This window comes from Anaerotignum sp., assembly GCF_051877975.1.
Classification (GTDB): Bacteria; Bacillota; Clostridia; order Lachnospirales; family Anaerotignaceae; genus Anaerotignum_A.
The window spans coordinates 1-14029 of record NZ_JBJEJK010000032.1 but is presented as its reverse complement, the minus strand read 5'-3'; the positions used below and the strand labels follow the sequence as shown (position 1 = coordinate 14029).

15 protein-coding genes are annotated in these 14029 nt (G+C 45.7%); 11 read left to right on the top strand and 4 right to left on the bottom strand.

The window, feature by feature from the left end:
• Positions 1-196 precede the first annotated feature (196 nt).
• The 6 genes from ACI39P_RS05655 (at position 197) to ACI39P_RS05630 (ending at position 5199) form a co-directional block, all read left to right on the top strand.
• Positions 197-496, top strand: coding sequence for a YhbY family RNA-binding protein (locus ACI39P_RS05655; protein WP_439719709.1), 300 nt, complete (start codon positions 197-199; stop codon positions 494-496).
• A 22-nt stretch (positions 497-518) separates the two neighbouring features.
• Positions 519-1643 carry an Mbeg1-like protein gene (locus ACI39P_RS05650; RefSeq protein ID WP_439719708.1) on the top strand — a complete coding sequence of 375 codons (1125 nt, stop codon included), beginning with the start codon at positions 519-521 and terminating at the stop codon, positions 1641-1643.
• A complete protein-coding gene (nadD, locus tag ACI39P_RS05645) occupies positions 1640-2872 on the top strand; it encodes a nicotinate-nucleotide adenylyltransferase (RefSeq protein WP_439719707.1) in 1233 nt (410 codons plus the stop codon). Before ACI39P_RS05650 ends, nadD begins: the two co-directional genes overlap by 4 nt.
• Before the next feature lie 16 nt (positions 2873-2888).
• Entirely contained in the window at positions 2889-3221 is a 333-nt protein-coding gene (gene rsfS / locus ACI39P_RS05640; RefSeq protein WP_439719706.1) for a ribosome silencing factor, read from the top strand.
• Positions 3222-3489: 268 nt separating this feature from the next.
• Positions 3490-4170 (top strand): phosphoribosylaminoimidazolesuccinocarboxamide synthase, encoded by a 681-nt coding sequence (locus ACI39P_RS05635; RefSeq protein ID WP_439716252.1) that lies wholly within the window; start codon positions 3490-3492, stop codon positions 4168-4170.
• Positions 4171-4344: 174 nt separating this feature from the next.
• Positions 4345-5199: a hypothetical protein gene (locus ACI39P_RS05630; protein WP_439719705.1), complete on the top strand. Its 855-nt coding sequence runs from the start codon at positions 4345-4347 to the stop codon at positions 5197-5199.
• Positions 5200-5302: 103 nt separating this feature from the next.
• On the opposite strand, the gene ACI39P_RS05625 is transcribed toward ACI39P_RS05630, so the two are convergent.
• The gene (locus ACI39P_RS05625; protein ID WP_439719704.1) at positions 5303-5596 is read right to left on the bottom strand and encodes a hypothetical protein; all 294 of its coding nucleotides are present in this window, start codon (positions 5594-5596) and stop codon (positions 5303-5305) included.
• An 84-nt stretch (positions 5597-5680) separates the two neighbouring features.
• Positions 5681-6136 (bottom strand): S1 RNA-binding domain-containing protein, encoded by a 456-nt coding sequence (locus ACI39P_RS05620; RefSeq protein WP_439719703.1) that lies wholly within the window; start codon positions 6134-6136, stop codon positions 5681-5683.
• A 144-nt stretch (positions 6137-6280) separates the two neighbouring features.
• On the opposite strand from ACI39P_RS05620, the gene rlmD reads away from it, so the two are divergent.
• The 3 genes from rlmD to ACI39P_RS05605 are packed head-to-tail and all read left to right on the top strand — an operon-like array spanning position 6281 to position 10289.
• Complete coding sequence (gene rlmD / locus ACI39P_RS05615) at positions 6281-7660, top strand: 23S rRNA (uracil(1939)-C(5))-methyltransferase RlmD (RefSeq protein ID WP_439719702.1); 1380 nt, start codon at positions 6281-6283, stop codon at positions 7658-7660.
• A 48-nt stretch (positions 7661-7708) separates the two neighbouring features.
• Complete coding sequence (locus tag ACI39P_RS05610) at positions 7709-9031, top strand: iron-containing alcohol dehydrogenase (protein WP_439719701.1); 1323 nt, start codon at positions 7709-7711, stop codon at positions 9029-9031.
• Positions 8925-10289, top strand: a complete 1365-nt coding sequence (locus ACI39P_RS05605; RefSeq protein WP_439719700.1) for an aldehyde dehydrogenase — start codon at positions 8925-8927, stop codon at positions 10287-10289. The genes ACI39P_RS05610 and ACI39P_RS05605 overlap by 107 nt, the downstream gene beginning before the upstream one ends.
• A gap of 142 nt (positions 10290-10431) precedes the next feature.
• On the opposite strand, the gene ACI39P_RS05600 is transcribed toward ACI39P_RS05605, so the two are convergent.
• Both ACI39P_RS05600 and ACI39P_RS05595 read right to left on the bottom strand, forming a co-directional pair.
• Positions 10432-10827 carry an RNHCP domain-containing protein gene (locus tag ACI39P_RS05600; RefSeq protein WP_439719699.1) on the bottom strand — a complete coding sequence of 132 codons (396 nt, stop codon included), beginning with the start codon at positions 10825-10827 and terminating at the stop codon, positions 10432-10434.
• A 144-nt stretch (positions 10828-10971) separates the two neighbouring features.
• Positions 10972-11274, bottom strand: coding sequence for a hypothetical protein (locus ACI39P_RS05595; protein ID WP_439719698.1), 303 nt, complete (start codon positions 11272-11274; stop codon positions 10972-10974).
• A gap of 141 nt (positions 11275-11415) precedes the next feature.
• On the opposite strand from ACI39P_RS05595, the gene ACI39P_RS05590 reads away from it, so the two are divergent.
• Both ACI39P_RS05590 and ACI39P_RS05585 read left to right on the top strand, forming a co-directional pair.
• Positions 11416-12438 carry an alpha-hydroxy-acid oxidizing protein gene (locus ACI39P_RS05590; protein WP_439719697.1) on the top strand — a complete coding sequence of 341 codons (1023 nt, stop codon included), beginning with the start codon at positions 11416-11418 and terminating at the stop codon, positions 12436-12438.
• Positions 12439-12596: 158 nt separating this feature from the next.
• A complete protein-coding gene (locus tag ACI39P_RS05585) occupies positions 12597-13958 on the top strand; it encodes an amino acid permease (RefSeq protein ID WP_439719696.1) in 1362 nt (453 codons plus the stop codon).
• The last annotated feature ends 71 nt before the right edge of the window (positions 13959-14029 follow it).

The window sequence follows — 14029 nt, the reverse complement described above, 5'->3', positions numbered from 1 at the left end:
CTTATCCTAAGTACAATATGCTTTCGTCCATTTTAGCACTTTTAAAAAAATGGAGCAACTATTTTTGTGTGAAAATGTAATGAAAAGAGAGGAAGGCGGCAGGAGTGGGATTTTCTTCGTTTTCGTTGCAAATTGGGCATTTCTGTGCTATGATAGGAAAGATTATATTGAAAAGAAAATGCAGAAGGAGAGTATTATGTTAACAAGCAAACAGAGAGCATTCCTGCGCGGGATGGCAAATGGCATCGACGCAATTTTTCAGGTAGGCAAAAACGGGGTGACTCCCGAATTGAGAGATACTGTACACAATGCACTGGAAGCCAGAGAACTGGTCAAAATCAGTGTCTTAGATAATAACATGCTAGGGGCAAGAGAAGCGGCAGAAATTTTGGCCAGCAGAACAGGGGCGGAAGTGGTTCAGGTGATCGGCAACAAATTTGTGCTGTATCGCCGGGCGAAAAAGCCTGTGATCGAACTGCCTCCTGCAAAAAAATAAAATCAGAAAAGAGGGGGAGACTATGACAAACATGTTTGACTATCTGACTTGGCGGGGAGACCTGACTTTGTCCCAGTCTCCTTTTCAAGATGTGGATTCGCTGATTTTGTCCACATTGGCCTATGTGTTTTTTGATGGCATCGTAGGGGAAAGTACAGAAGAGACGGTTACCATTGCCCAGGCGGCGGAATTATATTTCGCCCGTCCGCGGGAAACTTGGAGATCCAGAGTAGAGGAAGATTGGAAATTGCTGGGGCGGCTGGCAGAGAGCCAACGCTTTGCCAAAATGGAACTGTGCGGCTATGTGAATAAGCTGGATTTTACGATGGAAAAACAATTTTCAGCCCTGACGATTTTGACAGGAGATGGTATGGCTTTTGTGGCTTATCGGGGAACGGATTCCTCTTCTGTAGGTTGGAAAGAGGATTTTAATATGAGCTTTATGGATACCGTTCCTGCCCAGCAGGAAGCCGGGATCTATCTTTGCCAGGTGGCTGAACATTTTGGAGGGAAGCTGCGGGTAGGCGGCCATTCCAAGGGCGGCAATCTGGCGGTTTTTGCGGCGGCCATGTGCCCCGCAGAGGTGCAGGCGCGCATTGTGGCAGTTTATAACCATGATGGCCCCGGTTTTCGGGAAGGGATGCTGCGGCGGAAGGGATACCGGGCAATTTTGCCCAGTGTGCAGACCTTTGTGCCCCAGTCCTCTGTCATTGGGATGTTGTTGGAGCATGAAGAGGAATATATTGTGATTCGAAGCAGCCAGAAAGGGATTATGCAGCACGACCCTTATTCCTGGGAAATCATCGGGAAAGATTTTGTCCGGCTGGAGGCATTGACGGAGGAGAGCCGCTTGCTGGATAAAACAGTGAAGGCCTGGCTGAATGATCTGTCAGAGGAACAACGGCAAAAATTTGTCGATGCGGTATATGAAGGGATATCTATCCTGCCGGTGGATGAATTTGGGGAAATACAACTTTCTCCCAAAATCGCACTGCAGGCACTGCGGACTTGGGGCGATGAGGAGGAAGAAACAAAGAAAATCATCGGCGATTCTTTAAAGCTGCTGCTGCAGGCGGCAATGGAAACCGCCCGGGAATATACGACCCTGCCTAAATTAGGCACTTGGGAAAGAAGGAACGAAAAATGAGAAATGAAATTGCAAATTTTAAGGATTGCAAAAGTATTGCCATTATGGGCGGTACCTTTGACCCAATCCATCACGGTCATTTGGTGACGGCGGAAGCAGTACGCCACAGATTCAAGGTGGATAAGGTGATTTTTATGCCTGCGGGGCAGCCGGCCCATAAGACAGGAAAACAGGTGACCCATAATGAACATCGATACCTGATGACAGTGCTGGCAACCATGCGAAATGAGAATTTTGAGGTTTCCCGGATCGAAATCGACCGGCCGGGGCTGACATATACCATCGATACCATCGAAGCCCTGAAAAAGATGTGCAGACCCGATGTGCGTCTGTATTTTATCACGGGGGCCGATGCCATCCATCAGATCATGACTTGGAAGGAACCGGAACGACTGCTGAGCTTGTGCGATTTTGTGGCTGTAACAAGACCCGGCTATGATAAATCGAAGCTGTTTGAAGATATTGGCGAGATCAGAGAAAAATTTTCCAGCCGGATCCATTATATGGAGGTGCCTGCACTGGCGATTTCTTCCTCTGATATTCGGGAAAGAGCCCGCCGGGGGGAGCCGATCAAATATTTGCTTCCCCAGGAAGTAGAAGATTATATCCACAAATTTGGACTGTATCAGGATGATGCAGAAGACGAGGTGAAATTTATGCTGCCCATTGAAACCATGCAGGAAAAACTGCAGTCTGCCCTTTCTGTAAAACGCTATATCCATACTATGGGTGTATCGGAGGAAGCTGTGAAGCTGGCCGAGATTTACGGCACAGCAACAGACCGCCAGAAGGCACGAGTGGCCGGCCTGCTGCATGATTGTGCGAAAGATTATCCGGAAAATATGCGGCTGCGTTTTTGCAAAGAATATAAAGTAAAAGTAGATGAGATCATGGAAAAACAGACGGATTTGATTCATCCTTTCCTGGGTGCAGAGGTAGCCAAGCGGGAATATCAGGTCATGGATGAAGATATCCTGAATGCGATCCGTTTTCATACCACAGGCCGCGCAGGGATGTCCCTGCTGGAAAAAATCATATTTATTGCTGACTATATCGAACCAAACCGGGAGAAATTCGGCGGCTTGGATGAAGCAAGACGGCTGGCCTACTTGGATTTGGACCAGGCTATGGAATACATTTTGGAAAATACCATTGCTTATGTAAAGGCGAGAGGACGGCTGCTGCATCCCCTTTCCCTAGAAGCATTGGAATATTATAAGAATCGTTAATGAAGGAGGAAACAGAATGAATGCGTTGGAAGCTGCAAAGGTTGCGCAGGCAGCCTTGGAAGATAAACTGGGAGAAGATATTAAGGTGCTGGATCTGAGAGGGTTATCCAATATTGCGGATTGCTTTGTGATCGCCAGCGGCAAGAATGTCAATCAGCTGCGGGCCATGGCCGATGAAGTGGAACAGAAGCTGTTCAAGGAAGGCGTGAAGCTGCATCACAGCGAAGGCTACAGCGGCGGTACATGGATTTTGCTGGATTTTGGCAGCCTCCTGGTACATCTGTTCAACAGAGAAGAAAGAGACTTCTATGGTCTGGATCATGTTTGGAGTGATGCAAAAAGCCTGTGATTACGGGGATTTGCCGATGTTTTTCTGCAAGTAAATTTTGTCAAAAAAGAGCCCTCAGCAGAGGGCTTTTTTGGTTGAAAATGCTGTTTTTAAAAGTTCAAATTGTAAAATTTTTAGGCTCTGAACCCTTTCATCTGCTGGATTTGACAAGATTTTTTTCAGATACAAAAAATACTTGAATATGAGGAAATTTTGCAGTACAGTAAATTTATTGGGACAAGAATTCCCAAAAATCGTGTTTTTAAAATAAGAAAGGACGGAAACAAGAATGGAAAAGATTTATCAGGGTAAGACAAAAGATGTTTATAAACTGGAAAACGGCAACGTACTGTTGAAATTTAAAGATGACTGCACAGGCAAAGACGGTGTATTCGATCCCGGTGAAAACTCTGTTGGTCTGACAATCGAAGGGATCGGCAAAGCGAACCTGGAAACATCCATCAAATTTTTCGAAGTGCTGAAAGAAGCCGGCATTAAAACACATTATGTTTCCGCTGATTTGGATAATGCTACAATGGAAGTTCTGCCTGCAACTGTATTCGGCAAAGGTCTGGAAGTGATCTGCAGACTGAAAGCAACTGGCAGCTTCATCCGTCGTTACGGCGATTATATTGAAGACGGCACACCCATCGAAGGCGGCTATGTTGAAACAACTTTCAAAAACGACGCACTGGGCGATCCTCTGGTAACAAAAGATGGTCTGGTTGTACTGGGTATCATGACTGGCGAAATGTATGACAGCATGAAAGAACAGACACTGAAGATCACAAAGATCGTTGCAGCTGAACTGGCAAAACTGGGTCTGGATCTGTATGATATCAAATTCGAATTCGGTTACAACAACGACGAAGTTATTCTGATCGACGAAATCGCTTCCGGTAATATGCGTGTATACAAAGATGGCAAATATGTTGATCCTGTTACACTGACAAAGATCATCAACGGCTGATAAAAACAGATAAGATAGAGGCGGTGCTTTTTAGCACCGCCTTTTGCTGTTTATGGAGAAATTGAAAAGAAAATGAGCATGTGCTTGTCATTGCTTCTATCTGATGCTATCATGAAGAAAAACATGGAAAATGAAAAGGATTCTTTTGAAAATGCATGAGAATGGAGTGATTATATGAATCTTATTCATCAAGAGGTGTACCATATTACATTAGGTATTGGTGAAATTGTAGCACAGACAGATAAAATGGTTACAGTACAATTTTTATCTAAATGTAGTAAGTTTCAGTATCCAGATGCATTTTTAAAATTTTTGAAAGCTACTAACACTGATATACAATCAGCCATTATTCAGGAATTTGAAAGAATAAAGAATAATATTGAGATACAAAAACAAGGAAAGAACGAAATTCACCATAGTGATGTAGAACAATGTTCAGTTCAGGACGTAAATGATTGTTCAAAAGATACTTTAATAAAACGGGAAAAAGTTAATAATAAACAATGGCTTCTCCCAGGTAAGAGGAATATTTTCTTTGTATTCCAAGGGGCTACATATAATCGTGAAAAAAGTGGAGGCTATATTTGGGCGCCTATTACGAATAAAAATGGTAAAAGGGTTTATCACTGGGATCGTTTGTTAGATGTACAACCTGGTGATATTATCCTTCATGGCTGTGATGGATATATTAAAGCAATTAGTACAGCACGTGGAAAATGCTATGAATGTAATCAACCAGAAGAATTGTGTTTTGAAAAAATGTGGGATCACGAAGGTCGTCGTATCGATTGTGATTATATCTCTATTAAAGATCCAGTGAAAACATCCTTATTTAGAGATGATATTATTCGTTTATGTAATGTGAAATATTCTCCGTTTGATAAAGATGGAAATGGGAATTTAGGATATTTATATGAAATTAACCGTGAGCTTGCACGTATTTTTATCGTAGGTTCGATGAAGAAAAATGCATATCTTGCTGAAATAGACTATATACAGGAACTGTTAATGGAAAAAGACGAAGGCTAAAGATTTAAAATGGAGATATTTTTATAGAGATAAAAACAACCCCGAACAAGAAATTTTGTTCGGGGTTACTCTTTGTTATAGATATTTAATAGAACCGTTTTGGTTATTTTTTATATTTACCATCGATTTTAGACAAGAAGTATACGCAGACCAGCAGCACCAGCAAAAAGCCATAGAGCAAAGGGCGGCTGCCGGGAAAAGGCACATCCAAAATGGCCTTTGCCACAAAAATAGCACCGATGATCAGATGCATCCTGCCGATCTCTTTTAGATAGGCGGGCAGATTGGCTTCATCGATATTTTCCAGACTGCGTTTGGTATAAAAGGTCGTATGACCATAGAGGGCAAAAACGCCTCTGGCAAAGAAATAAATACCTGCAAGAAAAAGCAGACTCATGACGTTCTTTCCTCCTTTCGGGCGGGGCAAAATCTTGCAACAGGGCCCGTTTCATGGTAAACTTGAAAAGATGTGTGGCAGGAATCAATAAGAGCGTTTGTTGGCTCTTTTATTCAGGCTGGTCTGACGGTCGTTGGCCTGTTTCATCCATTCCTTCATTTTTTCTTCAAAATCGGAAGAAGCATTGACGGAGGACTGGGGACGGAAATATTCCTGAGCGGGGTTGGATGTGGTTTCTGTATGCTGTCTGCGGGGTTGTTTATGGAAGGGCTTGTCGCTCTTGGGGCGGCGTTCTTCTTTCGGCAGAGCATCTCTGATGGAAAGGGCGATCTTATGGTTTTCTTCATCAATAGAAAGGATTTTTACCTTTACCATATCGCCAACTTTCACATGGTCGTTGATATCCTGAACGAAGCTGTTGGCTACCTGAGAGATATGCACCAGACCCTGTACATTGCCAAGGGAAACGATGGCACCAAAGGGTTTGACACGAACGACTTTACCTTCTACGATACTGCCTACTTCTAATTTTTCAGACATTCCTGTATACACTCCTGTTCAAATAATGAATTGGTTTATGATTGCGGATGTAAAAAGAAGGATTTTCTTTCACATACGCATCTGATTATATCATAGAACAAGGTTGAATACAATTACATTTCAAATACATTTTTGGAGGCAACTATGAAGAAAAAAGACGAAATCATCCTGGAAATTCAGGATGTGAATTTTCCCAATAAAGCCTATGGATATTGCCAGGGGGAAAAGGTTATTGTAAAAAACACTGTACCCGGGCAGAAGGTACAGGCACAGATATTCAAGAAAAAGCGCAGCGGCATTGAAGCTCGCCTGCAGGAGATCATCGAGCATTCCCCTTTGGAACGGACGGAGGGCATGTGTTCCCACTATGCCCTTTGCGGCGGCTGTACGTATCAGACCCTGCGCCATGAAGAAGAACTGAAGCTGAAAGAACGTCAGGTGAAGCGCCTTTTGGAAAATGCCAATATCAACATCGGCAGCTGGGAGGGAATCGTGCCTTCTCCTTCCGAAACAGGTTACCGCAATAAATGTGAATTTTCCTTTGGGGATGAAGAAAAAGACGGCGCCTTGGCCCTGGGGATGCGGAAACGCATGAGCTATTATGAAGTAGTGACCTTGAAAGACTGCAATATTGTTGATAAAGATTATTTGAAAATTGTGGAGGGGACATTGGCTTTCTTCCAGGAAAGAAAGGTGCCTTTCTATCATAAAGCTCGCCATGATGGCTGTCTTCGGCATCTGGTGGTCAGAAAAAGCATGGCAACAGGCGAAATTCTGGTGAATCTGGTGACATCTTCAGAGGTGCCTTTTTCCGTGGAGGAATGGAAAGAGATGCTGCTGGCGCTGCCCTTGGAAGGAAAGATTGGCGGCATCCTTCATTCTGTCAATGATGGCTTGGCAGATGTGGTAAAAAGTGATGAAATGCATCTGCTGTATGGCAGGGATTATTTCATAGAAAAGCTTTTTGATCTGGAATTTAAGGTTTCTGCCTATTCCTTCTTTCAGACGAATTCTGCCGGTGCGGAAAAGCTTTATTCCATTGTGAAGGAATTTGCCGGCAATGTGAAAAATAAAGTGGTCTTTGACCTTTACTGCGGTACAGGCACCATTGGGCAGATCATGGCGGAAGCCGGTTCTAAGAAAGTGGTTGGCATTGAATTGGTTGAAGAAGCGGTGGCAGCTGCCAATGAAAACACGAAACGAAATCATCTGGAAAACTGTACCTTTATCGCGGGAGATGTCCTGCAAAAGGTGGATGAACTGGAGGATAAGCCGGATTTGATTATTGTTGACCCTCCCAGAGATGGTATCCATCCGAAGGCAATTGGGAAGATCATCGGCTTTGGCGCCCCTGAGATTGTATATGTTTCCTGCAAACCGACTTCCTTGGCCAGAGATTTGGAAATTTTCCAGAAGGAAGGCTATTGTGTGGAAAAAGTGAAGCTGATGGATATGTTCCCCAGGACAGTGCATGTAGAAACGGTTGCCTTGCTTTCCCGCAGAAAAACAGGAGAGACGGATTAACGAAAATGCTGATGAGTTCAATCGAATGAAAAAGGAAGGAGGCCCCCAATGAAGCGAGGGGAAAAAATATTTTGCAGGGCATTCCAAGGGGCATTCCGCGCGGCATTGCCCATATTGCCCTATAGAGAGCCTGAAATTCTAAGAAGAGTGAAGGATATCCCGAAGGTGCTGCTGCAGCGAAACGTGGATGCGGTGCTTTTGGTAACGGACAAAGGTGTCCGCGGCTTGGGTCTGACGATGCAGTTGGAAGAAGAACTGAGGAAAGTCGGCATCCGCTGCGCTGTTTATGATAAAGTAGAGGCAAACCCTACCATCCGTATGATTGAAGAAGCCAGAGCGTTATATTTGAAAAGGGACGCAAAGGCGATCATTGCCTTTGGCGGAGGTTCTGCCATAGACTGCGGGAAAGTGACAGGAGCCCGTATTGTAAAGCCGAAAAAGCCTGTTCATAAAATGAAGGGGCTGCTGCGTATCTGCAAAAAACTGCCGCTGCTCATTGCGGTGCCTACAACAGCGGGGACAGGCAGTGAAACGACATTGGCGGCAGTCATTACCGACAGCGGCACCAAACGAAAATATCCCATCAACGATTTTTCTCTGATTCCCAGATATGCGGTATTGGATTATCATGTAACGCTAGGCTTACCGAAATTTATCACAGCCACAACGGGCATGGATGCGCTGACCCATGCGGTGGAGGCTTATATCGGCAGAAGCACCACGCTGGAAACCAGATTCATGGCGGAACAGGCGGCAAAATTGATTTATGAAAACCTGAAAAAAGCTTATGATGACGGGCAGAATGCAAGAGCAAGGGAAAATATGCTGCAGGCAGCTTATTGCGCAGGGGTTGCGTTTTCCCGCTCCTATGTGGGATATGTCCATGCCATTGCCCATTCCCTGGGCGGGCAGTATGGGGTGCCCCATGGGTTGGCAAATGCGGTGATCCTGCCTTATTTTTTGGAAGAATACGGCCCTGCCTGCTATGGAAAACTGGCGAAGCTGGCAAGGTGTATCGGTATGGTGTCCAAACACACCAATGACCGCCGGGCGGCAGAGACGTTTATCCAGTGGGTAAAAGATATGAACCGCTATATGGAGATACCTGAAACCATCAAAGAGATTCGGGAAAAAGATATCCCCCGGCTGGCAAAACATGCCGCGGAGGAAGGGAACCCTTTGTACCCCGTGCCTGTTTTGATGGATGCCGGCGAACTGGAAGTTATGTATGAAAAAATCATGGGAAAAAGGGAGGAAAAAGCGGATGCAGGAAAAAATTCGGAAACAGAGAGCATTCTTTCGCAGCGGAAAACCCATTACATTGTCCTTTCGAAAAGCAGCCCTGAATCGCCTGGAGCGTGCCATTCGTGAGCATGAAGAAGAAATCTGTCAGGCCTTGCAAGCGGATTTGAATAAGTCCAAAACAGAAGCCTATATGTGTGAAATTGGTATGACCTTGGCGGAATTATCTTATATGCGGAAGCATATGGATGGTTGGGCAGGGAAAAAATATGTGCTGAGCCCTCTGGCCCAGTTTTCCTGTGACAGCTTCACCATTAAAGAACCTTATGGTGTTGTCCTCATTATGTCACCCTGGAATTATCCTTTTATGCTGACCATAGAGCCTTTGATCGGCGCCATTGCGGCGGGGAACTGCTGCGTGGTGAAGCCTTCTGCCTATGCGCCGGCCACATCCGCCGTTATCCGGATGCTCCTGCGGGAATGCTTCCCGGAAGAATATGTCCTGGTGGTTGAAGGGGGCAGAGCGGAAAATCAGGCTTTGCTGGATCAGAAATTCGATTATATTTTCTTTACCGGCGGCGTCACCGTTGGGAAAGAAGTTATGGCAAAGGCGGCAAAGCACCTGACCCCGGTAACGCTGGAATTGGGCGGCAAAAGCCCTTGCATTGTGGAAAAATCGGCAAAGCTGAATTTGGCGGCAAAACGGATCATTTTTGGGAAACTGCTGAACTGCGGGCAGACCTGCGTTGCCCCGGATTATATATTGGTGGAGCGCAGTGTGAAGGATGAATTGATCGGATATCTGAAAAAATGGATCATGAAGATGTACGGCGAAGATGCCACGGAAAATGGCGCATACGTAAAAATGATAAATCAAAAGCATTTTGACAGGGTGTGCGGGCTGATCGACCAGGAAAAAGTCGTATTTGGCGGGAAATGGAACGAAGAGACGATGCAGATTCAGCCTACCATTATGGATAATGTGACGCCTGATGATGCCATCATGCAGGAAGAAATTTTTGGGCCTGTCATTCCCATTCTTACCGTGAACAGCATGGCCGAAGCGGAAGCTTTCATCAAAGAAAGAGAAAAGCCCCTGGCATTGTATTTATTTACCCAGAATAAGGCTGTGGCAGGGCGTTTTCTAAAATATGTGCCTTTTGGCGGCGGCTGTATTAACGATACCATTATCCATCTGGCAACCAGCAGAATGGGCTTTGGCGGTGTTGGCGGCAGCGGCATGGGCAGCTATCATGGCAAGAAGAGCTTTGATACCTTCAGCCATGAAAAGAGCATTGTGAATAAGCATACCTGGATGGATTTGCCTGTCAGATATGCACCCTATAGAAAATGGCAGGATGCCCTGCTGCGGATTTTTCTGAGATAAAAAACAGACCCTGAATGGCGGATTCTTAGGAGAAAATATTAAAAAGGGATGTATCCTTAAAATATAAGGATGCATCCCCTTTTTTCTTTTTCAATGTCTGTTTTCTTCTAAGGAACCTGCTAAAGGGGGCTATTTTTGCTGCTCATTTTTCTTCGCGTTTTGTCAGTCTGGCAATCTCCTCCAACCGTTCCAGAGGAAAGGGAGGATCTGCCAAGGGCTTGACAGCCAGGGAGAGCAGCTTATAAGGATCGTCATCGGCTGCGCTGCGGTTGGAAGAAAGATGTCCGCATTTGCGGCAGCGATGGATGATTGCCCATTCTCCGCCTTTTCGTACCCAGACAGCGACAGCATCCATGATACCGCCACAATCGGATTTTCTGTCTCCGGGTTCTATATCCAGATGCAGACTGGAAAGGCAGCGGGGGCAGTGGTTGCGATGTTGGGTGCCTGCGCCTGCGGGGGATACCGTCAGGCCGCATACTTTACATACAAAGGGTTTTTGGTCGTTTTTGTTGTTGTGGTATTGTTTTGGTTTCATTGTGGAACCTCCTGTCAGTCAAAGGGTTTTGTTTCAGGCTGAGGGGAGGTTTTGGCATCAGAGTGTGCGAACCTCCCGGTTCCGCACAAGCTCCAGTGTACCGTTTTTTGTCAAAAGTCATTTCTCCTTTTTCAATAAATCTGCTTAGAAATTTTTTAGCTGGAACATTGCGGCGATGAAGCCGATTCCATAGCATAAAATGGAGAGCGCGGCCACAGGCTTGGGCATGCTGCCGGTCGCTTTTGTCATCAGAAAGCAGAGGAACATCAAAACGGCACTGACAAGGGAAGTTAAGAATACCTTCCTGAGCAGGCTTAGAGCCTTTTTGGTGGATACGGGGTCGGTACAGAATTCCTGAAACAGATTGGATTGACCCTTCAAAAGTTTTTTGCTTTCCTGATAGAAAAAGATAGCGATGCCGAGCATCAAAATCATATAGATCAGCATGAGGCGTCCTCCTTTGGTATATGCTTTTTTCAGTGTAGCATTTTCTAAGAGGAAAAGCAATTTTTTGTTTGCAAAGAGCAAAAGATGTGCTATCATTTGCCCAGAAGTATTGGAAAAAGAACAACCGGGGAGGTTAAAGAGATGACATATCAGGAAGTTTTGGAACATGCAAGGAAACGGATGGCACCCAGATGCAAGGTTTGCCCCGAATGCAACGGGATTGCCTGCAAAGGCGTGATGCCCGGGCCTGCGGGGAAGGGGTCTTCCCGTACGTTTCAGCGGAATTTTGCATGGCTTGCGGAGCATGTTTGGCTGGAAATGGATGTGACCGGAGGCAATCAGGAAAGAAATATGAAAATCGAACTGTTCGGCAAGGAATTTGAAGCACCGATTTTTGTGGCGCCCATGGGGCTGATTCCCTATGCCTATACGGAAGATATGACGGATAAGCTTTACTGCGATGCGGTGATGGCCGGGGCAAAAGCTGCAGGTATCCTTGCCTTTGGCGGCGGCGGCCCCAAGCCGGAAAATTTTTATGAGCCGCTGGAGGCCATCAAAGAAAACAACGGCTGGGGCATCCCCACTTTGAAGCCCTGGTCTGTGGAAGTGGTAAAAGAACGGCTGAAAGAAGTGGAAGCGGTGAACCCAATCGCCTTTGCCATGGATATCGACAGCGCGGGGCTGCCCCATGCGGGGCTGGCAAATCCGCCTATGATGCTGAAAACAGAAGGGGAGCTGAAGGAGATTGCAGCAGCCACAAAGCTGCCGTTTGTCGTAAAGGGCATTATGACAGCGGAAGCGGCAGAAAAAGCCGTACGGGCAGGGGCCTATGCCATTGTTGTTTCCAATCATGGCGGCCGTGTGATGGATCATGGCCTTTCTACAGCGGAGGTATTGCCGGAAATCAAAGAAGCTGTAGGGGACAGAGTAAAGGTATTTGCAGATGGCGGCGTGCGTACGGGGGATGATGTCTTTAAAATGCTGGCATTGGGGGCAGATGCGGTGCTGATCGGCAGACCCTATGTGATAGCAGCTTATGGCGGCGGGGCGGAAGGCGTTGCCCTTTATACAGAAAAATTGAAGGCGGAACTGCGGGATGCCATGACAATGACCAATTGCGCTACCCTGGCAGATATTAATAAGGATAAAATCCGAATTATTTAAAAGAAAGATAAGGATAAGAAAAAACCTTTATGCATTTTGCCTATGTTTTATAAAAAGAACAAAGAGTTTCTCCCGGAAAGGTTGCAATTTGCAAAAAAAGATGTTACTTTTGTAAGACAAAGCATAACAGCATCGAAGCGAAAAAGGAGAAGGGAAACATGCAGGAAGGTTTGGAAAAAAGATATGGATTATTGACGGCCATTGCTATGGTCGTTGGCATTGTCATTGGCAGCGGCGTATTTTTTAAGGCGGAAAAAGTGCTGGTGGCAACGGGGGGCAATCTGCCAATGGGGATTTTGGCATGGTTCCTGGGCGGCCTTGTGATGATTATTTGTGCTTATAATTTTGCCATCATGGCAACAAAATATGAAAAGGTAAGCGGCGTTGTGGATTATGCGGAAGCACTGGTAGGGCCAAGATATGCTTATGTATTTGCGTGGTTTGCGGCAGTAATTTATTTTCCTGCCATGACATCTGTTGTGGCGTGGGTAGCCGCCAGATATTTTGGCGTATTGATGGGCTGGGAGATCGTTGGTCCCCAGGTGATGACGCTGGCAGGGCTGTTTCTGGTGGGCAGCTATGTTATCAATGCCTTGGCGCCGAAGCTGGCTGGCAAGCTGCAGGTAACGACAACAGCCGCAAAGCTGATTCCTTTGTTTTTGATGGCAATTTTCGGCACGATTTTCGGTTTGAAAAATGGGATTTTGGTAAAAAATTTTACAACTGTGGCAACTCACACCTTTGTTAACGAAAATCCTTTGTTTACGGCAGTGGTGGGTACGTGTTTTGCTTATGAAGGCTGGATCTGCGCTACAAGCATCAATGCGGAATTGAAGGATGCGAAACGGAATCTGCCGCTGGCGCTGATTTTTGGTTCTGCTTTTGTTGTGCTGGTATATATGCTGTACTATATTGGGCTGGCGGGGGCTGTTGAAAATGAGGTGATGATGGCCGGCGGTGAAACTGGTGCAAAGCTGGCGTTTTCCACGGTATTTACCCAGTTTGGCGGCACATTGCTGTTTGTGTTCGTTGTCATTTCCTGCCTGGGGACGCTGAATGGCCTGATGATGGCCTGCACCCGAGCTTTTTACGCCATGGGTGTGCGAAACGAAGGGCCTATGCCCCAGGTATTCAAAGTGGTGGATGCTGTAACAAAAATGCCTGCAAATTCTGCCCTGATCGGCGTGATGATGGCAATGCTTTGGCTGACCTATTTTTATGGCGCAAATTTGGCTCCTGTTACATGGTTTGGCCCTTTCTGTTTTGATAGCTCTGAATTGCCCATTGTTACGATCTACGCGATGTATATTCCCATTTTTGCAATGCAGATGCGAAAGGGGAAGGGAATGAGCCTGCTCCATCGTGTGATCGCTCCTATATTGGGGATCCTTGCCAGTGCATTTATGGTGTTGGCGGCAATTGTATCCTTAAAACAGGCGATCATCTATTATCTGATTTTGTTTGCAGGAATCATTGTGATTGGCCTGCTGCTGAAAAATTATAAACATGAAGCGTTGTAAGAAAGAGGTCGCAAGACCAATGTCATTAAGATAATAATGACGTAAAAATAAAAAACACATAGTAATCGCCA